The organism is Peribacillus sp. B-H-3 (assembly GCF_048572925.1).
Taxonomy (GTDB): Bacteria; Bacillota; Bacilli; order Bacillales; family DSM-1321; genus Peribacillus.
The window spans coordinates 1843543-1863088 of sequence record NZ_CP183879.1 but is presented as its reverse complement, the minus strand read 5'-3'; the positions used below and the strand labels follow the sequence as shown (position 1 = coordinate 1863088).

At 40.1% G+C, this 19546-nt stretch carries 22 protein-coding genes; 5 read left to right on the top strand and 17 right to left on the bottom strand.

The features are described 5' to 3' along the window. From ACN6MY_RS09220 to ACN6MY_RS09190, 7 genes are all read right to left on the bottom strand, one after another. Positions 1-1434 carry an MDR family MFS transporter gene (locus ACN6MY_RS09220; RefSeq protein WP_419884126.1) on the bottom strand — a complete coding sequence of 478 codons (1434 nt, stop codon included), beginning with the start codon at positions 1432-1434 and terminating at the stop codon, positions 1-3. Between the two features lie 301 nt (positions 1435-1735). Further along, a complete protein-coding gene (gene cbpB / locus ACN6MY_RS09215; protein WP_071351706.1) occupies positions 1736-2161 on the bottom strand; it encodes a cyclic-di-AMP-binding protein CbpB in 426 nt (141 codons plus the stop codon). A gap of 119 nt (positions 2162-2280) precedes the next feature. After that, positions 2281-2427 (bottom strand): hypothetical protein, encoded by a 147-nt coding sequence (locus ACN6MY_RS09210; protein ID WP_419883679.1) that lies wholly within the window; start codon positions 2425-2427, stop codon positions 2281-2283. Positions 2428-2794: 367 nt separating this feature from the next. Continuing rightward, positions 2795-2947 (bottom strand): IS3 family transposase, encoded by a 153-nt coding sequence (locus tag ACN6MY_RS09205; RefSeq protein ID WP_419883678.1) that lies wholly within the window; start codon positions 2945-2947, stop codon positions 2795-2797. A gap of 80 nt (positions 2948-3027) precedes the next feature. Further along, a complete protein-coding gene (locus tag ACN6MY_RS09200; RefSeq protein ID WP_419884125.1) occupies positions 3028-3354 on the bottom strand; it encodes a DDE-type integrase/transposase/recombinase in 327 nt (108 codons plus the stop codon). Between the two features lie 239 nt (positions 3355-3593). Continuing rightward, positions 3594-4097: a helix-turn-helix domain-containing protein gene (locus tag ACN6MY_RS09195; protein ID WP_419883677.1), complete on the bottom strand. Its 504-nt coding sequence runs from the start codon at positions 4095-4097 to the stop codon at positions 3594-3596. A 179-nt stretch (positions 4098-4276) separates the two neighbouring features. Next, positions 4277-4516 (bottom strand): YkuJ family protein, encoded by a 240-nt coding sequence (locus ACN6MY_RS09190; RefSeq protein ID WP_071351707.1) that lies wholly within the window; start codon positions 4514-4516, stop codon positions 4277-4279. A gap of 355 nt (positions 4517-4871) precedes the next feature. Between ACN6MY_RS09190 and ACN6MY_RS09185 the strand changes: the two genes are divergently transcribed. Beyond that, a complete protein-coding gene (locus tag ACN6MY_RS09185) occupies positions 4872-5858 on the top strand; it encodes an MBL fold metallo-hydrolase (RefSeq protein WP_419883676.1) in 987 nt (328 codons plus the stop codon). Positions 5859-5973: 115 nt separating this feature from the next. Further along, positions 5974-6210 (top strand): glutaredoxin family protein, encoded by a 237-nt coding sequence (locus ACN6MY_RS09180; RefSeq protein WP_419883675.1) that lies wholly within the window; start codon positions 5974-5976, stop codon positions 6208-6210. A gap of 222 nt (positions 6211-6432) precedes the next feature. Here the strand turns inward: ACN6MY_RS09180 and ACN6MY_RS09175 are convergent, their stop codons facing one another. The 4 genes from ACN6MY_RS09175 to ACN6MY_RS09160 form a co-directional block, all read right to left on the bottom strand. Continuing rightward, complete coding sequence (locus ACN6MY_RS09175; RefSeq protein ID WP_419883674.1) at positions 6433-6930, bottom strand: DUF3993 domain-containing protein; 498 nt, start codon at positions 6928-6930, stop codon at positions 6433-6435. A gap of 208 nt (positions 6931-7138) precedes the next feature. Further along, positions 7139-7366, bottom strand: coding sequence for a hypothetical protein (locus ACN6MY_RS09170; RefSeq protein WP_419883673.1), 228 nt, complete (start codon positions 7364-7366; stop codon positions 7139-7141). A 75-nt stretch (positions 7367-7441) separates the two neighbouring features. Continuing rightward, positions 7442-8647 (bottom strand): EAL-associated domain-containing protein, encoded by a 1206-nt coding sequence (locus ACN6MY_RS09165; protein ID WP_419883672.1) that lies wholly within the window; start codon positions 8645-8647, stop codon positions 7442-7444. A 361-nt stretch (positions 8648-9008) separates the two neighbouring features. Further along, a complete protein-coding gene (locus ACN6MY_RS09160; protein WP_419883671.1) occupies positions 9009-10874 on the bottom strand; it encodes an SLC13 family permease in 1866 nt (621 codons plus the stop codon). A 967-nt stretch (positions 10875-11841) separates the two neighbouring features. Here ACN6MY_RS09160 and ACN6MY_RS09155 point away from each other — a divergent pair. Together ACN6MY_RS09155 and ACN6MY_RS09150 are read left to right on the top strand one after the other, a co-directional pair. Next, complete coding sequence (locus ACN6MY_RS09155; RefSeq protein ID WP_205684407.1) at positions 11842-12141, top strand: penicillin-binding protein; 300 nt, start codon at positions 11842-11844, stop codon at positions 12139-12141. A gap of 348 nt (positions 12142-12489) precedes the next feature. Then, on the top strand, positions 12490-13002 hold the full coding sequence (locus tag ACN6MY_RS09150) for a YkyB family protein (protein ID WP_419883670.1): 513 nt from the start codon (positions 12490-12492) through the stop codon (positions 13000-13002). A gap of 139 nt (positions 13003-13141) precedes the next feature. On the opposite strand, the gene ACN6MY_RS09145 is transcribed toward ACN6MY_RS09150, so the two are convergent. From ACN6MY_RS09145 to corA, 4 genes are all read right to left on the bottom strand, one after another. Beyond that, a complete protein-coding gene (locus ACN6MY_RS09145) occupies positions 13142-14047 on the bottom strand; it encodes a chemotaxis protein (RefSeq protein WP_419883669.1) in 906 nt (301 codons plus the stop codon). A gap of 171 nt (positions 14048-14218) precedes the next feature. Further along, positions 14219-14677 carry a DinB family protein gene (locus tag ACN6MY_RS09140; protein ID WP_419883668.1) on the bottom strand — a complete coding sequence of 153 codons (459 nt, stop codon included), beginning with the start codon at positions 14675-14677 and terminating at the stop codon, positions 14219-14221. Positions 14678-14726: 49 nt separating this feature from the next. Next, positions 14727-15218: an RDD family protein gene (locus tag ACN6MY_RS09135; protein WP_419883667.1), complete on the bottom strand. Its 492-nt coding sequence runs from the start codon at positions 15216-15218 to the stop codon at positions 14727-14729. Positions 15219-15384: 166 nt separating this feature from the next. Next, positions 15385-16374 carry a magnesium/cobalt transporter CorA gene (gene corA, locus ACN6MY_RS09130; RefSeq protein ID WP_419883666.1) on the bottom strand — a complete coding sequence of 330 codons (990 nt, stop codon included), beginning with the start codon at positions 16372-16374 and terminating at the stop codon, positions 15385-15387. A gap of 167 nt (positions 16375-16541) precedes the next feature. On the opposite strand from corA, the gene ACN6MY_RS09125 reads away from it, so the two are divergent. Then, positions 16542-17687 (top strand): aminotransferase A, encoded by a 1146-nt coding sequence (locus ACN6MY_RS09125; protein WP_419883665.1) that lies wholly within the window; start codon positions 16542-16544, stop codon positions 17685-17687. 118 nt (positions 17688-17805) lie between these two features. On the opposite strand, the gene ACN6MY_RS09120 is transcribed toward ACN6MY_RS09125, so the two are convergent. Both ACN6MY_RS09120 and ACN6MY_RS09115 read right to left on the bottom strand, forming a co-directional pair. Beyond that, entirely contained in the window at positions 17806-18684 is an 879-nt protein-coding gene (locus tag ACN6MY_RS09120; RefSeq protein WP_419883664.1) for an NAD(P)-dependent oxidoreductase, read from the bottom strand. A 53-nt stretch (positions 18685-18737) separates the two neighbouring features. Next, complete coding sequence (locus ACN6MY_RS09115; protein WP_419883663.1) at positions 18738-19523, bottom strand: SDR family oxidoreductase; 786 nt, start codon at positions 19521-19523, stop codon at positions 18738-18740. Positions 19524-19546 lie beyond the last annotated feature (23 nt).

Here is a 19546-nt window from a genome sequence, read left to right as displayed (position 1 = left end):
TTAATCAATCTTATGGCTCTTTGGCAGGAGTAGCAGCAAGGCAAGGCTGACAGCAGCGAATAAAAGGACGATCAAATAAACATGGTGAAGTGAAATTGTCAGCCCCTCCTGTAGGATATGTCTCAGTTTGTACGGGATCTGCAGGCGTTCTTTGGCGTTTAACAAAGAATTAGCATCATCAATCGTCAGGGACTTGCGATCACTGTGCTGATGCAGATATGTTTGCAGAGTTCCATTCATGATGCCGCCTAACAGGGCTGCACCGACAGTATTGCCGAGGTTTCTCATAAAAAGATTAGAAGCAGTTGCAATGCCCCGACGCTCCCATTCTACTGTATTTTGAATGAGGACGATAAAGGATGTGGAGGTTAGCCCCATCCCGATTCCAATAAGAAATGTGCCAGATGCAGCCAGCAGCGGTCCAAAGGAAGCCTTCATCAGTACAAGGATTGCACTGCCGGCAATTAAGGAAACCCCGCCAATAATGGAAGTAAATTTAAATCCTATTTTCGCTAAAAGTCTCCCGGAAAGAGCCGAAGCAATGGGCCACCCAATGGACATGGAGGTTAAAGTAAAACCCGCCACAGTAGGAGACTTTTCCATCACGCCTTGTACGAAAGCCGGCAGGTAGCTGGATAATCCAATAATCATAATACCCGTAGTCAGAGATACGAGATTTGCCAGCAGGATGGATTTTTCTTTCCAAATTTCAAACGGCATCATGGGTTCAGGAAAGTTTCGTTCTTGCCTGACAAATAAAAACAGGGCGAGCAGCGCGAATGCCCCGAGACTAATAATCTTCCAGGATCCCCATTGCCAATGAACTCCGCCTTCTACCAGAATGATCATGACAGCGGAAATGCCGGCTGTCAGCAATGCGGCTCCGCCATAATCAATTTCTGGTTTTTTCTTACTAACATTTTCATGCAGAAACAAAACAAGTCCGATCATGGATAAAATACCCAGGGGAATGTTAATCCAAAATACGAGCCTCCACGTCAGCGCCTGGACAAGAAGGCCTCCCAGTGCTGGTCCCATGACGGCTGAAATTCCCCACACACTTGATAGGTACCCCTGTACTTTCGCACGTTCTTTCTTTTCATAAATATCTCCAATGATGGTGGAAGCAACCGGGGCGACCGCTCCAGCCCCGAAACCCTGGATGAATCTATATATAATCAGCTGATTCATCGTATGAGCAAATCCGCATAATATCGAACCTATTAAGAACACAATGATTCCAAAAATCAGAATCGGCTTTCTTCCAAATAAATCTGACAGCTTGCCATAAATCAGCACGGTAACAGCATTCATCAATAGATACGATGAAAACACCCAGCTATAAAGAGAAAAACCTCCGAGATCGCTCACAATGGCAGGCATTGCTGTAGAAACGATGGTTCCCTCGATTGCATTCATGAACATAGCAAGCATAACAGCTGCAAGAACAAAGCTGCGTCTTGTTTGCTTGTTTTCTTTTACGGATTTATAAAATGCCCACCCCAACGTATGAGTCCCTCCTTACATAATTTTAATTTTTAAACAATGACGGGCTGGAATGATAATGCGTGAATCCAGCGGAACCGCCGGCTGCAGAAGGTGTGGCTCTGAGCAAATAAATAAAACCAGCCCCCAACCGGGAGCTGTTTCCTGAATAGCTGGCTATTCTCGTTAATGACACTTATACAAAGCGGAACTCCTGCCGGCAAAAGTCTGAACCCATTCTCATTATGTGTCACTTAATGCGTATTCTCTTTAAAATGGCCCTGCGTGTCAGGATTCCTTCAAATACACCCTCATCGTTTTCAACGCATACAAAAGGATGATCTATTAACAATTCCAGTCCCTTGCTGACTTTGTCGTCTATATGAAGCCTTGGAATGTCTCTATTGATAATTTCTGAAACCTTTTTATTTTCAAGTTCTTCAAATTCAATTCTCTGAAGTCCCATGATTGCATCCAAAATTACAGGTGTGCTGATCAGACCATGCAGCTTGTACATTGGATCTAATACGGGAATCGCTGTATATCCGCTTCTGGTTAAAACGAGCAGAGCATGCTCCAGATTATTGGCCACTTGCACATGTGCTACCCTTTCTGAAGAAATCATAAGGTCTTTAACACTTGAGTCCAATAAATCCCCATCATGTGTACCAATCATTTTAAAATCCCCTTACCTATATGTCTTTGTTTTTATCTTTACGCTATATAAGTGTACCATAGGCAGGGGAAACTTTCTTCTGGCAATACCTGATTTATTTATTCATTTAACTGTCTTCTTTACCCTTTATCTGTTTTAATATTTCTCAATTCATACCCGCACTGGCTGCATTGATAAATGACATTTTGATTGGACTGAGCGGTCAATACATGTTCTATCTCCCTTTCACTTCTGCACTCTGGACATCTGACAACAGGTGAATTCATAAACTTCCCTCCCTATTACTCGTTTTTGCAGGCAGTAATCCCCCATTATAGGTTCGTTAGTCTCCAGGGAGACTAACCGCCAGATTTTTTCTGCTAACCATCGGCGCCTGAATGACAGGCCATCCGCTGTATTCAATTTATAGGATGCGGTTTTCCATCACATCACATACATATATTTGCCTTGGAACTGGCAAGAAGAGTCAGTTGTTATATTAACCTGAAGAACGGTCAGGCGGCAGCTGAAAAAGTCTTTTAAGTTCAGCCTTTTGGTACATTGGCCGGCCGATTTCCTCTCCAGCGGGAACATAAAAAGCCGTACTTATTCCCACCAGCGGAATGGTGGTTACCCCCAAAAGTTAGAGTTTTATTATGCAGCTGATTGGCTAGATTGAGTTCGATATTCGACTGGACTCAATCCAGCTAATTTTGTTTTTGATCGTTCATTGTTATACCAGTGGATATATTCTTCTATTCGACTTTTTAATTCTTCATAACTTACTAGTTTTCCCCCATTATACATTTCTGCTTTAAAATGCCAAAGAAATTCTCCATCGAAGCGTTGTCTGCGCAGGTTGCTTTACGTCACATGCTTTGAAATATTTAATTTTCTTTTAACGTCCTGACCCATTTGTTGTGCTGATAATGCCAGCCTTGATCGGAATGGATAGTGGTGCGATAGGTCGCATGATTTTTTAGTACCTCTAATGTTTCTTTCAAAGGTTTCATGACAAGATCTATCGTTGGACGTTTCCCCATTTCAAACGCGACAATTTCTCCGTTATAAAGGTCAAGAATCGGATTTAAATATAATTTCTCTCTGACTAATTTTTGAAGAGGGACAGGTGTGCTAAAACGGCGAGATAATCGATTTTTCGCTACCTTTCCAATCGTCCCCTTATAGGAATTATAAGTACGAGATTTTCGCATGAATTTCACACATTTTAATCCTAGCTCCCGCATAATACGATAGACTTTTTTATGATTGATAAGATGTTCTAATTTCTTTAATTCCTCCGTTATACGTATATAACCGTAGCGTTCATAAAATTTTTAAAATAGGTGTGCAATGAGTTCTTTTAATTTGGTATCCGGGTCATATTTGTTAAAATTTTTCACATGATAGTGATAAGTTGCTTCCGGTATTCCCATAACAAAGAGAATATCTTTTAATCGAAATCCTCCTTCTTTAAGTTCGAATGCCATCTTGGTTTGTGCTTTTCGTGAAAGGCGTTCGGATTCTCGCGAAAAGCTCTCAGCTTTTTTAGATACGCATTCTCCAGTCTTAGTAGTTCATTCTCACGTTCTAACTCTTCTTCTCGTGTTCCCTTTTTTTCTTCCTTTTTCTTCTGATTATTGGGTTTCTTAGACATAGAAGGCCGCCCCTTTGATTTTAGTTTCATGCCTTCTACTCCCTGTTCTTGAAATGTTTTCATCCAGCGTTTAGTCAAGGAAGGGTTGTTCAAATTAAATTGAACAGCTGTTTCTAAATAAGAAGCACCTGTAAGTAACATAAATTGTATCGTATCTAATTTAAATTGAACAGAATACTTCTTCTTCGTCTTTCTTCGTTTTAATCCTTCCATCCCCTGAGATTTATAGACTTTTACCCATTCCACGATTGGTGTCTGGCTGCCCATATTATATTTTTTTTGCCAATGATTTATAGCCAAGATTTCCATCTAAATACCGGTGACAAGCTTTATTTTAAATTCTTCACTATATTTAGCCATAAAAACACCCCCGAAAGTTAGATTTTTCACTCTAACTTTCGAGGGTCGGTACCAATAAGTACGGCTTTTAGTATTGAGGCCTGCTATAACATCAAAAAATCCATAGGGCAGCTTTTTAATTAAGCCTGCAGCAAATCGAAAATTTCGATTGTAATCATATCAATATTATCAAATTGATATTTAGATGACTTGCTTTTTTCATTAAATACTTCCAATTCAAACATTTCTGTTTTGCTGAAATATGTAACCTGGCAAATTTTCACTCCATCTATTTCAAAAAAACGCTGAGCAGATTCAGTTTCCTTCGCTTGCTCCTGTAAACTTTTTAATCTGGTAAGAATGCCCTGTAATTGAGACATACTCCCTCTCCTTTCTGAATAAAACCTTATCGATAGGTTTCACTATATCATATATTTCTATCCAATAACCACAACGAATTAAATTCAGAATTATTCAAAACGTTTTATTTACATGGCCATAGTATCAGCATAAAATAAGGAAGAGATTTTGTACATTAAAAATTATAGTCACTTTTCTTAAAGATTGTGTTATTTAATGAGTTCTGTGAGGCAATTCCTTTGTTAATAGGTTTGATTGGAGCGTAAGATGCGAGACTCCCGCTTAGATTGTCGGGAAAGGCGGGAACCTGCAGGCGCAGTTCCATAGCAACAAAAGTTTACGAAAAACATCCAAATTAAAAGAAGGTGATGGATTTTGTCGAATATTAATAAGATTGATGATAGAATCACTCTGATAGATGGATATGATTTAAACATTCCAAACAGGACAGGCACTTATGTAATAAGAGAAAAAAAGCTGGCACTCGTTGAAACTTCAGCAAGCCCATCAGTTCCCCGCATATTGGAGGGCTTAACTGACATCGGCATATCTCCTTTAGACATTGCCTATATAATTATTACCCACATTCATCTGGACCATTCAGGAGGTCTCGGTCTTTTTCTCAAATACTGTCCAAAAGCCAAAGTCATCGTACATAAAAAAGGAGCCCGCCATCTTGAGGATCCTGCACGACTGATTGAAAGTGCAAAAGGTGTTTATAAAGGCGAATTCAGTAAATTGTTCGAACCCATACTGCCAATTCCCCATGACGCTATCTTAATTAAAGATGATAAAGAAACTCTTCAGCTTTCAGAATCCTGCACATTGACATTTTATGACACACCAGGGCACGCCAGCCATCACTTGAGCATACATGATTCGGTTTCCAATGGAATGTTCACTGGAGACACGGCAGGTATATTTTATAGCGAATTACAGGAATTGAATATTGAATTTTACCTTCCTTCCACGTCGCCTAACCAGTTTAATCCCGATGCAATGCTTATGGCTCTTCAGTTATATGAACGTCTGGGAATTAAAAAAATTTACTTTGGGCATTTCGGAAACTCCAATCATCCATTACATGTGTATGCCCAAATAAAACATTGGCTTCCTTTATTCCTTTCTGCAGCAGAAACATCTTACTCCTCTGATAAAAGCATGGATGAGCAGGCTTCACAAACAGCAGCTGTGCTGTATCGCCAAATAAGCACCCATCTTCATGAAAAGGGAGTTCCTGCTTCACATCGGGTATTTGATATTCTTAAACTGGACTTAAAAGTAAGCGCACTGGGAATGGCAGATTACTTTATCAAGATCAGCGGCGGTCAAAAAAGTACGATTTCACATGTTCAAGATTAAGCCATGGCAGTTTAAATCTTAAATAAACAGCAAACTTGGACATTTACAGACTGTATTCTTTTAAAATACACAAAATCGCTATATACTATATATACGATGAAACTTGGAGGTAATCATGAACGACATTATCCTGTTTACGCAGCCTGACTGCCCTCCCTGTAAGATTATGAAGATGTTTTTACAGGAAAATCAAATTTCTTTTAAAGAAAAAAATATTAAAGAAGATGCTGCCAGCATGAAAGAGCTGACAAAAAAATACGGCTCTTATTCTACACCGACTATTGTGATAAACGGCCAGGCAATAATCGGCTTTGAGATCGATAAAATTAAAGAGACACTCTCCCTGTCCTAAATAAATAAGGCTCCTTTCTTACAGATTGTTTTATGTGTTCTGTGTGACGATTCCATTGTTAAGTCAGGTTGATTGGAGCGTAAGGAGCGAGACTTCTGCTTAGATTAGCGGAAAGCGAGCATCCTGGACCGGAAATCTGCCACCTTGTTCCATAGCAACAAAGTATACGAAAACAGCCAAATAAACAAGCAATCCCCCTATCATTTGCGGGGGATTGCTTGTTTATTTGGCTGCTGCCGGCAACTTTCTGCTATTAATGGAAATAGCGCTGACCTTCCATTTTCCTGAAATTTTCTCCATCTTTACAGTTTCATAATGCGGGGCATATGATACAGGCCCTTCACCTGCCTGCATTTTTTCCTGCACATATTTTATGCTCCGTTTCTGGTTTTCAATTACCTTTGTTTTAGTTCCATAGTTAAAGAAAGGAATATAATATGCGGCATTATCCGAGCCTAATGCTGCATATCCCCCTTTTACCTTTACTACATTTTCCTTCATGAATTTTTTAATAACATCTTCTGTAAAATAACCTTGCAGAATATCATGAATTTCTTTTTTTGTTCTTGGTTTTTCACTGATGGAAACTTGTTTTTTAAAAGCTTCCTGCACGATTCTAAAGGTATTGTTATTATGTACCTTGCCCTTTGCCTCCGCACTGCTGAAAGATAATGCCATTGCAATCAGAGCGGCCGTAAAAAGTAAAAAGTATTTTTTCAACAAAATCACTCCCCGTATAGATTCGCTATATGCATTGTACTTTGTTCTTATTCATTCAATACCCCTTCCCTGCAGCAGAAAACCGAATTGGAGCTGGAAAAATGATGAAAAAAAAGACTCCGTATTGAAGTCTTTTTTTGAAGAATTCGTTTGTCCCTTTAACCGGCAGCAGTCTCCAAATCCAGGTAACCTCAATCAGTTAACAAAGTTATTTAAAAGAAAAATACATGATAAGCAAGCCCATCAGAAGAAAAAAAACAATAAAGGCAATAAAAACCGGATTGCGGAAATAAGGGTGGCTTTGAACCTTTTCATTTACAGATCCATCATATTGATTCACTGCTTTTTGTGTTCTGGCGATTACAAGGGTGTAATAAATCGAATACACGATAATCCCCGCTGCCGCGATGCATAAAATCCAAATAAACATGCTCAAGCGCATTTCCTCTCCATTCATTTCTTTTGGTTAGAATGGCACCTTTTTATGGCTTTTATTCCGCATACAGCTTTTTTACAAAAGTTCCTCATTTTCATATAAATATTCATATGATAAGTCCAAAAATAAATAATGGCTGCCATCTAAAGGATAAGAAAATGTCCTGATCGTTTCACCTGTTTCAATATCGCTGTACAAATCAGATAATATTCCTTTTTTTTCATTTCTCATCCTGATTATATTCTCTAAAAAATACGGCCTCCAGCTCCAGTTTTTTTCAAGATACTCTTCCTGAACTGTCCATGATCCATCTTTTTTCAAAAAGTTAGCTGATTTCTGGTATCCTTCTTCATTGCAAATATATAGGCGGAAACACATTGACTCAAGCTTGGCAGTCAGAGACTTTAATAAACTTTCATATGTATTGAATTTTTTTTGTTTAGATAGGAGCAGCTGAATATCTTCATTTATTTTCATCGTTTTTTGATAAACAATCTCAAGCTTCCTCATTTCAAAAGAAATATATCGCTGGCTCTCTTCTTTTATTTTTTCTTTCAACAAATCTTTAGGTATAAATGAAGAACCGGGCAGTGCCAGGTAGCCTCCCTGATAATACCTTCCTCCATTTTTTAGAGCGAATCTGAGCTGATAGTCTCTGTCTATACTTTCAAACAAAAGATTTGCCCCGATTTTCCTTGCAAGTATCCCTAATGAATAAAGAGTGATCTGCAGGGCATCACTGCCGGATTTCTTTAGCTCTTCAAGGCTCACAACAAGAATTTGGGGTGAAATAAGCGCAAACCTGTCAAGCAGCCTTTCTTCACCAATATGCTTAAGAGATATTTTAATTCCATAGGTTTTATAATAGGTTAGCACGTGCAAAAAAGAGTCAAACGCTTCTGTATGCTCCCTGTCAGTTAATTGCAGGACAACCCTTGAATATTGGGCAGGAGCCAGGCGGTTTTTTATAATTTCCAAAAAAGATTCACCATGGTCGCTCATAAGCTGGCCAGGGTCCCGGTTAATGAAAATCAAAAATTCTTCCTTCTCTGCCGCGATTATGTCCAGAGCTTTTTCGAGCAAATGGTTAGCCACTTCGTTTCTGTATTCTTCTGGTATGCTTTTGTCTTGAAAAAATGGATCAAGGCTTTGATAATCAGTGCCATGCTGGTAGCTGCCAAGTATTTCATAACCGCAAACCATATGCTCATCAGCACTGAAAACAGGCTGAAAAAAAGGCTGTATCCGCTCAGGATGGGTAATTATTTCATCTGCATCCATGATGTGCTCCCCCTTTTTTTAAGTACATTATGAAAAAATTATATCACTTGGGAGCCCGTATGGGTTACTAAATCATTTACATATTTGATCAGATAAAACTTCCATTAGAGCGGGTTTCCCTGCTGATAGCAAGCAGAATCAATCGGGCTTTTACGACAAAAAACCATGTTCTACATTTGAACATGGTTTTTTCAGCTCTTATGTTTATGCTGTTGTTAACTTTGCTGCTATGGAACATGGTGGCTGATTTCCGCTCCGGGATGCTCGCTATCCTCGGGCACCTTACGCTCCAAACAAACCGATTAACAATGAGATCGCCTCACTGAAAACATTAAAAACAACACTCTAAAAGAGCTTATGGTTAAAACGGAAAAAATAATGGAATAGTGAAAATCATGATAATCCCGATTAATATTTGGAGCAATATGCCAATCAGAGCGAAATCTTTAAGCCTGTATTCGCCTGCGGTCATGACCAGTGCATTGGTAGGAGATGCAACAGGCGTTGTAAATGCCATGCTCGCAGCTACAGCAACAGACATCAAAATCGGATCGGGGCTATAGTGCATATTAATCGCACATGTAAAGGCAATAGGCGCAATTATAATGGCGGTAGCAGCATTTGACACGAATTGACCCAAAAGCATCGTCAATAAATAAAAACCTGCCAAAACGCCGTATGGACCAAGATCACCTAGGGATTTTTCCAGCCAGGTGCTGATCATTAATAATCCGCCTGTCTTTTCCAAGGCCCCAGAAAGCGGGATCAAGGCTCCAATAAGGATTACCGACTCCCATTGCACTCTCTGATAGGCTTCTTCAATGGACCTTACACAGCCTGTTACAATCATTAGAAATGCGGCTGAAAGAACGGCAATTGTCGGCGAGATAATATCAATGGATAAAAAGAGAATCATGAGCCCGGTAATAACAGCAGCCATTAACGCCTTTCTAGCCGAGTAAGGGCTCCTTTCACTTTCTTCTGGGGCACTCCCAATTACGATAATATCCTGTAAATCAGCAGATATCCTTTCTATATTTTCCCATCTTCCATGAATGAGAAGTGCATCTCCAGGATTGAGCTGTTCATTTCCTGCGTCAGCCTGAATATATTCTCCCTTCCGGTTAATGGCAAGAACACTGCACTGATATTTTTCCCTAAAATGGATATCACGCAATGTCTGGTTTTCATAATCTGAATTCGGCATGATCAAAATTTCTGTCAGTCCGAATTCACTGCTGGCAAAATGGCTTTTTATCTGCTCTGTATTAAAATGCTTTAACTCTAGTTCATAGTCTTTTGCGAGACGGCATACATCATTCTCTGCACCAAAAACTAAAATAATATCTTCAGGATGGAAGATTTCATCTGCACTTGCAGACAAAGTATCCTCTTTTAATGAGGCATCGGAACCTGACTTTTCTTCATTGTCCCTTTTGATTTCAATCACGGTGATTTCATACTTTTCTGGAAGCTTCAGGTCGGAAAGTCTTTCTCCAACCAGGTCTGAATGTGCAGGGATATGAAGATAATGCAGCCTGTCATAAATTTTATACATGCCAGCAAGCTCTCCAGCTGAAAGCCCTTTTATCCCGCTTCCGGCAGGTGCAGACCGGTCAGGAAGCAGTTTTCTTCCTGCTGCAAGCATAAATAAAAGCCCTGCTGCAAGGATAATTAATCCAATCGGCGTAAAATCAAAAAATTTAAATCCGTCAAAACCATTTTTCTTCAGTACAGCATCCACAATCAAGTTTGGAGGTGTCCCGATCAATGTCAGAACTCCGCCCATGCTGCTTGCATAGGCAATGGGAATCAAAAACCGCGACGGACTGGCTTTCTGCTTTATCGCCATGCTCATGACAATCGGAAGCAAAATGGCCACGATTCCTGTTCCGCTTAATAATCCGCTTAATATGGCAGTGGTAATCATACTAATGATAAGAAGTCTAAGCCTGCTTCCCTTGCTCATTTTGATTACCTGTGAGCCAATTACTTCAGTCAGTCCTGTATTAAAAATTCCTGCACCAACGATATAAAGGCCGGCTATCATGATTACCACAGAATTCGAAAATCCGGATAAAACTTCGTCAGGCGTCAATATACGTGTTAAACCCAGCGCCAACAAGGAGGCTAAGGCAATTAAATCGGCTCTGAATTTTCCATGGATAAGGAAAACCAATGTAAAAAAAAGTATAATCATTGTTAAAAACAATGGCAGAGTCATCATTCTGTTACCCCCGTATAGGTGTTCATCAATAAAGCAAGAATGAAATCTTCCTGTAAAGATTGCACTCCTTTTTCTATCTATTTTTCTGGTTCGTTTCAATCATATTAAAAAAATACTATATTCTGCTTATTATGCACATAGTTTGTTATTATCAGGAAAACAGCATATAAAAGATAGGCTGATAATAAATTAACCTATTTTTCTATATTTTTTCATCAAAAGCACACCTGTCCTCGTCGCGGGCATTGAAAATGCTAAGCATCAAAAAGGGTGAAACCTTTTTTTCTGCCAAAAGCTCTTTTGATCTGAGGTGCGAGGTTTAATACTGAAGGAAAAACCTGGATCTCATTTCTCCCAAAATACTTTATGAGCTGCAATTGTACAGATTTGCCTTTTTTCATCGCCGGAACTGAAATTCCCATGCTATGGAGACAATATGAAAATCACGCACGCCCGTATTTTATATAGTACCGTTATTTATGATTTCAACAAGCAGTATTGTTAGTAATTATATTATCAAAAGCATCTATATGCTTTCCCAATATTTTTTTTGTTTATTTGTCTGGATAAAGAGCTTTTGCAACATTCTATTTGCACTTTATATAAATTATATCATTCTACAAGCATTCTAAGTACATCTTTCATATTTTACCTTAAACTTCTATCTTTTAGTTAAAATATGTTTTACTTCACCTGATTTTCACAAGGCCCTTTAAAACCATACCATTACAGCAATGCTGCAGCAAGCTGCCAAAAATACCGTTTCCTCTTCGTCCCGGAAATCTCCTTGCACCCGTATCCTTCTCTGCTGCCTTGTATGGTAAATAAGTCCGAAAAAAAGAATAAGGCAGTTCATTTCAGGGTTTCCTGCCTGCACAGATTACTTTTCCCTAAAACATATAATACAGGCTCCAAATAAACAAAACACCATACACTGTAAGGAATAAGAGAAAAAGGAGGTTAACCTATGCAACAGCAATTTTATCCATCAAATCATATAAACATTCCTTATTCCTTTTACTCGCGCAATGGACAATATCAGGATCAAAGATTTTTTCCCCTGCTGCCATTTGTAGCAGGACTTGCCATTGGGCCATTATTATTCCGCCCTTTTGCACGTCCATTTTATCCGCCTTACCCGCCAATACAGCCAGGCTATCCATTCCCTCCATATCCTGCTTATCCTCCTTACCCAGGATATCCGCCTGTTTACGGCAGCCAGGCAGGCGTGACAGAAAATATTAACATTTATAATCAGCAAAGGTAAACGAGGCCAAATATTTTTCGCTTCAGTAATTTTTCCCGCGGGCCGGCAGGGATGCTCTCCGCCGCACACCTGTGTCTCCCTGCCACTTTTCCCGCACAACCGCTGCAATCAGAATTTGGTCAAACCTTCGAGGCTTTAACAGAGCCACCTGAAAAAAGTGAAACTTTCCATCAAGTTTCACCTTTGCTGTGCAAGAAATGCATTTCCTGCCTGCCATATTTTTATCCTCAGCAGGGCAATTGATAAGACCCGGCCTTTTTTTCCTGTATTCTTTTATTTTCCTTCTTTTTTGGAAATGGTATAATATGTACTGCATGCTAAAAGCTACTTTAGGAAAGGAGTTTCCCTATGAACCAGAATAAAGGGCAAACTGACGACAATGATCATGCGGAGGCCAATTCTCTTGCCCAGGCTATCTTCATAATAAATAAACATGCAAAAACTGCACCGGAGCCAAAACTGCTATATGAATTGAAGCGCCTTTCTTTAAACAAACTCCTTAGTGAGGGAAAGGCAAAAAAAATGGGTCTGCATTTCTCTGATCATCCAAAATTTTCAGCACAGCAGTCGGATGTTATTATCAGCTGCGGAGAATATATTTTTCACCTGCCCCCGACAAGGGAAGACTTAAAGACTTTGCCTCATTTAGGCAGCAGGTCGCAATCTGTCAGAAATCCCAAAACCGTCCTTTCCTTAAATCGGGCAAAACAAATACTTCAGGCTTATATAGGACAAGCCGCCTGCAATGCCCTAAATAAAAAAGACCACCACAAACGCCCTGCCGGCCAAAAGACAAATCCAAAAAAATCATTTCAAAACACCTTCCCCTCCTCATTTTTAGGAAAGGGATTTAAGTATTAAAGCACCGGGATCCCTTTTCTGCATCTCCTAGCAATCAATACTTCTAAAACGATTTCATTTGCTTACAAATCAAAAACGCCCAAAGAACAAATATGTCCTTTGGGCGTTTTTGATTTTCCTTTTCTCCAGGAGGGGCAAATTACAGGATTAACTGATCAATAAGGCCAATCAATTCTGCAATTTCCGGCTTGCTCACTTGTGCATCTGCTCCAACCATGTTTCCTTTATGCAATAAATCATCGGTAATGAGTGAAGAAAATATGATAACAGGCAAGTTTTTCAGCTTGCTGCTTTCCTTAATTCTTTTGGTAAAATGATGTCCGTCCATTTGCGGCATCTCAACATCTGTCAAAACCAATTGTACACTTGTTTCAATGTCCCCTCCTGTTGAAACTATTTCCTCCAGATATGATAGCGCATCCTGGCCATTTTCAAAGAAGTCAATATTATGAAAGCCCGCTTCGCTTAGCGTATCCTGCAAGAGCTTTCGCAATAATGCCGAATCCTCTGCAACAACAATCTTTTTATTAGATCGTTCACGGGTTCCCAGCTTTCTCACCTGCTGAATGTTAATTCCAGACTCCGGATTGATGTCAACCACAATTTTTTCAAAATCCAGGAGAAGGATCATTTCACCATTTAACTTAATGACTCCGATAATCTGGCTGTCCAGCCCCTGATACATATTAGAAGGCTTTTCAATCTGATTCCAGGAAATCCTATGTATCTGTGTCACATTATGTACATGAAAAACAATCTTCTGTTTATTAAATTCCGCCACAATAAATTTATCTTGCGCGGGGTTATCTGAGCCTTTAAATCCGAGAGCTCTTGCCACATCAATTATAGGCAAAACTTCGCCTCTTAGTTCAATGATTCCCTCAACATGATCATGCGCATGGGGAATTTCAGTAATGCTTACCGGATTGATAATTTCCTTTACTTTTATAACATTAATCCCGAATTTATTTTTTCCTATGGAAAATTCAACGATTTCCAGTTCATTTGTTCCGCTTTCAAGAAGAATTCCTTTATTGCTTTCCATATCTCCCTCGCCTTTCCTGCAGCTAAATCTCGTTATAGGCTGTTGTCAGCTGCGGTATTCCATTTAATCTGTTTTATGAATTTCTTGGTTCTCTATATTAATGTCGGCAATCTTCTGTATTTGTTTAATGCCGCAGAAAAAGCAGACTGCATATGCAATCTGCTTTATATTCTACCTGCGGCCCTTAATGATTTGTTCTTGATGATGCAAATCATGCGAAGCAAAATCAGTCAAGTATTCTCTTAGAGTCAGGCTGTGTTCCCCAATATAAAAAAGCACATCCAGCATATCATCAGATTGCCTGTTAACAAATTCTTTCATATCCTCTCTTATCTCGAGGAGATTATTTAATAGTTCTTCTTTTGAAATACCGCTCGCAGCAAACTTTTCTGCTTCATTATTAAACTCTTGAAAATCAGGATACGGACTAAGCTTCGCATTCTTTTCAATGAATGGAAACCGTTCATGAAGGGAAAATGTATCCCAGAAATAAATGTGGCTGATAATGGCTGCAGGCGGCCATTTCCCTTCCGCAACCGGTGTTATCCATTCCGTTTCACACATTTCCTTTAAGCTTTGGAGCCACTCGGAATATTTCGTATAATGATCTGCAATCTCGTTTCTTTCCACAAGATCCCTCCTTTTTCCGCCTATGGCCCTGCAGCTGCCTAATATGATGTCAATTCCGGGATTTTACTACAACCGTTCCGGCAATTAAGTCATGCAGGGACTGCTTTTTTTCAGTAAAAGCTGCCATAATGTAGCCAATATAAAAAATGCCAGATAAATACATAGCAAAAAGCCGGCCGAAAGCTCTCCAAAAAGAAATTCTATTCCCTTGCAGATCAGTCACCTTCAGGCCTACTATCTTCTTGCCGAGTGTCGCCTGCCACTTAGAGGAATGCATCCAAGAAAAGTATAAAGTGACTGTGATAAACGTAATAAGGAATAATATGATCATTCCAATTATTATGGCTGCTGAATCGGAATCTGAAAGTGCTTCATCAGAAAATCCGCCTGCCGCCCCCACTATTACCATCGTACAGACAAAATAAATGGCATAAAGCGGAATGCCGACAATGATCCCGTCAATCAGATATGCAGCTGCGCGAATCCAAAACCCTGCATACTCTTTCTTTTCTTCATGCTTCGTCAGTTCTGCAAATTCCATGGTCCACCTCCAGAATATGATTGATATGTAAATCTATGAAAATATACCACGTCAAATTATAGCAAATTTTTACAAAAAACCGCAACACCTATCTAAACTATTGAACGCACGAGTGCATAAATAACAGAAAAAAGCAGGAATATATTCATCCCTGCTTCTACCTGCATTATCTTCTGTTTAGACCTTTTTTTCTTTTTCTTCTTCCAGATCCAAGCCATCCTCTTTTCACGAAATACAAAAACATGCAGAGTGCAATTCCAAGCATAACGGCCCATACGATATAATAGCCATAATGCCAATTCAGTTCTGGCATATTTTTAAAATTCATTCCATAAACTCCTGCAATAAATGTCAGGGGCATGAATATGGTCGTAATCACAGTCAATGTCATCATGGTGGTATTCATGTTATTAGAGTTCAGCGACAAATAGCTGTCTCTGATGTCTGATGAAAAATCCCGGTAGGATTCAAGCATTTCAGCAAGCTTCAGCAGATGATCATGCACATCATTGAAATAAAGATGCTGCTCTTTCAAATAGTTCAGCCGTTCAGAATGAGTCATCCTGTACAGCATATCTCTCATCGGCAGAATCGTCTTTCTTAATTTTGACAAATCTGCCCGAAGATCAAATAATTGATCCATCAGTTCACTGACCGTATCGTTCTTGGTGTTGTCTTCTATTTCATTTAACTCTGTTTCCATTTTATATACAGGGGGGAAATATTCATCCACCGTTTTATCAATTAATGAATGCATCAAGAAAAACGGGCCCCTTTTCAGGCTTTTGCTGTCCTGCATGCTTTTCCAGGTAGCTTCAAGTTCCGGAACAGGTTCCTTATGAAACGTTACAATAAAATTTTCCCCGACGAACATATCCAATTCTACTGCACTAAGCTCTTTCTGCTCAAGAGAATGCAGGACCAGAAACTGATAATCTTCATAAAAATCCATTTTAGGGCGCTGATTGAAATTATCCATACAATCCTCAATGGCTAAAGGGTGAAAATGATAGAAATCTGACAGCATTTTCATTTCCTGCTCATCAGGATTATAAAAATCCGCCCAGTGCCACTGAATATTATTTTCTTTTACATCTTCCAATGATGACCCAAAAACGGGTTCATGATCATTTCCGATTCTGCATATTCGTATCACTATATCATATCCTCAGTAAAAAATTTGCTCATGCTCTAAGTATTCATACCAATGCCTACTTAATTATAGACAAAAATAATCCTTATGAAAAGCTGTGTATATATCAATGGTATTCATATAATGTAAAGTGTTAAAATGAATGAAAGAAAAGGAGGCACTACTAGCATATGGAACATATACTCAATCCTCTTGTTAAAAAAATAGAGATTTCCGGAATCAGAAAATTTTACAATATGGTGGCCCACATTGAAGGCACTCTTTCATTAACACTTGGCCAGCCTGACTTTCCGACTCCAGCGCATATTAAAGAGGCCGCTAAGCTTGCCATCGACCAGGATTTTACTGTTTATACACATAATGCCGGGTTCATTGAGCTAAGAGAAGCCGCCTCACAATATGTACGAAAGAAATATAATTTGAAGTACAATGCAGACGACGAAATAATTGTCACAGCCGGTGCCAGCGAAGCCATTGACATTGCCTTTAGGACGATGCTTAGCCCTGGCTCTGAAGTCATCCTTCCGGGACCTGTTTACCCTGGATATGAACCCCTCATTACAATGTGCGGCGCAAGCCCCGTATATGCAGATACAAGGTCCAGCGGCTTCCGGCTGACTGCGGAAATCATCCAGTCGTACATAACAGAAAACACCCGCTGCATTGTCCTTCCCTATCCGTCCAATCCAACCGGTGTAACGTTAAGCAGGGAAGAGCTGCATTCAATCGCAGAACTTGTAAAAGGCCGTGATATATTCATTCTTGCTGATGAAATATACAGTGAGCTGGTTTATGAACAAAAACACTCCTCAATAGCGGAGTTCCTGAAGGATCAGACCATTCTCCTTAACGGATTATCCAAATCCCATTCCATGACAGGCTGGAGAATTGGATTTTTATTCGCGCCTGCTTCCATTTGCCGGCATATCTTAAAGGTCCACCAATATAATGTCGCCTGCGCCTCTTCAGTTTCCCAAAAAGCTGCGATTGCCGCGCTGACAGAAGGCTTTAATGATGCATTGCCTATGAAAGAAGAATACTCTAAAAGACGGGAATTTGTATTCCAACGTTTGCGTGACATGGACCTTGAAATCGTTAAGCCAGACGGTGCCTTTTACTTTTTTGTCAAAATCCCGGCAAGTTACGATACTTCATTGGCTTTTTGTCTTGAACTTGTTGAAAAAGCAAAAGTCGCAGTCGTTCCTGGGGATGCCTTTTCTCCGATGGGTGAAGGATATTTCCGTGTATCCTTCGCCTATTCATTAGAAACGTTAAAAACTGCTCTGGACCGAATGGAAAATTTCCTTTTGAAATAAAACCAGTTACAGGAAATCAAGCTTTATAATAGAAAAAGCATGTGCCTTGGGGCAGCATGCTTTTTCTTTTCATTCGAACCCTCTGCTTTGAATAAGCCGCCCATGATTACCTCAAAAATCATTTCCAGTACTTATATAATGCCTGTGTACCGCTGTTTTCCTCTCCATTACGCGAAAGCTCTTCATAAAGTGATTCTGCAAGAGAAAGGCCGGGAACTTCCATGTCCATCCTTTTTGCTTCCTCTAAAGCAATTTTCATATCTTTAATAAAATGCTTAATGAAAAATCCAGGTTCAAAATCGCCCTTCACCATTCTAGGTGCGAGGTTAGACAATGACCAGCTTCCTGCAGCTCCTGTGGAAATGCTTTTTAACACAGTTTCCGGATTAAGCCCTGCCTTTTTTGCATAAACAATTGCTTCCGTGACTCCAATCATATTGGAAGCAATGGCAATCTGATTGCACATTTTTGTATGCTGCCCTGAGCCCGCAGGTCCCTGATACACAACATTTGTGCCAAGCAAATCAAAAATATGCTTCATCTCCCTGAAGTCTTCTTCATCACCGCCAGCCATGATAGCCAACTTTGCATCCCGTGCCCCAATATCTCCTCCCGAAACAGGTGCATCGAGTGCTTTCAGCCCTTTACTCTTTGCCGCATGATAAATCTTTTCAGCAAGCGATGGAGTCGAAGTGGTCATGTCAATCAGATAAGTGCCTTCCTTGGCATTTTCGACGACTCCGTTTTTACCTAAGTAAACCTCTTCTACATCTTGAGGATACCCAACTATAGAAATAATCACTTCTGTCTTTTTGGCAAGTTCTCCTGGAGACCCAGCCCATTTTGCGCCTTTTGCGAGAAGCTCCTCGGCTTTCTCCTTGCTCCTGTTATAAACGAACAGTTCAAACCCTGCGTCCAGCAGGTGGCGCGCCATGCTTTTCCCCATAACTCCAGTTCCAATAAACCCTATTGCTGTAATTTTTTTATCCAAACCCATAATGCCAGCTCCTATACCAATAGTTATATTTTTTCATTGCAGAAATCATGATGTTAAATGGATTTCACCATACCGCCATCCACTAAGAATGCCTGTCCGGTCATATAGGTATTTGCCCCTGATGCTAAGAAAGCGGCAAACCTCGCGAACTCCTCCGGCTCCCCGTAGCGTCCCAGCGGAATGGAGGATAGCATGGTTTGTTTCATTTCTTCAGCGCTGATTCCCTTTTTATCTCCATTGATCTTATCAAGCTGTGCAACCCGGTCTGTCGCAATCCTTCCCGGCCCTACAGTATTGATAAGGATTTCATATGGGGCAAGCTCTGCTGCCAGCGTCTTGGACAAGCCCACAATTCCTGTACGGAAGGTATTCGACAGTGCCATTCCCTGCAGGGGTTCCTTGATGGAAGATGAAGCTATATTGACAATTTTCCCTCCATTCCTCTTCAGATGCGGCAGGCTCTCCCTTATGATTCGTATGTAACTCAATAAATTCAGCTCGAACGCATTTTGCCAGTCTTCATCTGATAATTCCTCAAACGATCCTGCAGGGGGACCGCCGGCATTATTAACTAAAATATCCAATCCTCCAAACTCAGATACAGCAGCCTTCACCATCGCTCTGATATCTACAGCTTTGGTGATGTCAGTTTTAATATAAGCTGCCCTGCCATATCCCAGCCTATTGAGATCTTCAGCAAGCTTGGCAAGTTTTTCACCATTTCTGCCTGTCAGCATCACATTTGCTCCCTCTTTTAGCAGTTCCTCTGCAATTGCTTTCCCCAGCCCCTGGCTTGAAGCAACAACAAGAGCAGTTTTATTAGTTACTTGTAAATCCATCTTTCACCCGCCCCTTTCATGAA

Excerpts from the sequence above, each read along its gene's own strand:
- ACN6MY_RS09150 (WP_419883670.1), top strand. The coding sequence starts at position 12,490 with ATGAACCAGAATAAAGGGCAAACTGACGACAATGATCATGCGGAGGCC.
- ACN6MY_RS09120 (WP_419883664.1), bottom strand. The coding sequence starts at position 18,684 with ATGGGTTTGGATAAAAAAATTACAGCAATAGGGTTTATTGGAACTGGA.
- ACN6MY_RS09165 (WP_419883672.1), bottom strand. The coding sequence starts at position 8,647 with ATGGATGCAGATGAAATAATTACCCATCCTGAGCGGATACAGCCTTTT.
- ACN6MY_RS09160 (WP_419883671.1), bottom strand. The coding sequence starts at position 10,874 with ATGATGACTCTGCCATTGTTTTTAACAATGATTATACTTTTTTTTACA.
- ACN6MY_RS09200 (WP_419884125.1), bottom strand. The coding sequence starts at position 3,354 with ATGCGAAAATCTCGTACTTATAATTCCTATAAGGGGACGATTGGAAAG.
- ACN6MY_RS09190 (WP_071351707.1), bottom strand. The coding sequence starts at position 4,516 with ATGTCTCAATTACAGGGCATTCTTACCAGATTAAAAAGTTTACAGGAG.
- ACN6MY_RS09125 (WP_419883665.1), top strand. The coding sequence starts at position 16,542 with ATGGAACATATACTCAATCCTCTTGTTAAAAAAATAGAGATTTCCGGA.
- ACN6MY_RS09220 (WP_419884126.1), bottom strand. The coding sequence starts at position 1,434 with ATGCTTGCTATGTTCATGAATGCAATCGAGGGAACCATCGTTTCTACA.
- ACN6MY_RS09210 (WP_419883679.1), bottom strand. The coding sequence starts at position 2,427 with ATGAATTCACCTGTTGTCAGATGTCCAGAGTGCAGAAGTGAAAGGGAG.
- cbpB (WP_071351706.1), bottom strand. The coding sequence starts at position 2,161 with ATGATTGGTACACATGATGGGGATTTATTGGACTCAAGTGTTAAAGAC.
- ACN6MY_RS09135 (WP_419883667.1), bottom strand. The coding sequence starts at position 15,218 with ATGGAATTTGCAGAACTGACGAAGCATGAAGAAAAGAAAGAGTATGCA.
- ACN6MY_RS09205 (WP_419883678.1), bottom strand. The coding sequence starts at position 2,947 with ATGTATAATGGGGGAAAACTAGTAAGTTATGAAGAATTAAAAAGTCGA.
- ACN6MY_RS09145 (WP_419883669.1), bottom strand. The coding sequence starts at position 14,047 with ATGGAAAGCAATAAAGGAATTCTTCTTGAAAGCGGAACAAATGAACTG.
- ACN6MY_RS09115 (WP_419883663.1), bottom strand. The coding sequence starts at position 19,523 with ATGGATTTACAAGTAACTAATAAAACTGCTCTTGTTGTTGCTTCAAGC.
- ACN6MY_RS09155 (WP_205684407.1), top strand. The coding sequence starts at position 11,842 with ATGCAACAGCAATTTTATCCATCAAATCATATAAACATTCCTTATTCC.
- ACN6MY_RS09180 (WP_419883675.1), top strand. The coding sequence starts at position 5,974 with ATGAACGACATTATCCTGTTTACGCAGCCTGACTGCCCTCCCTGTAAG.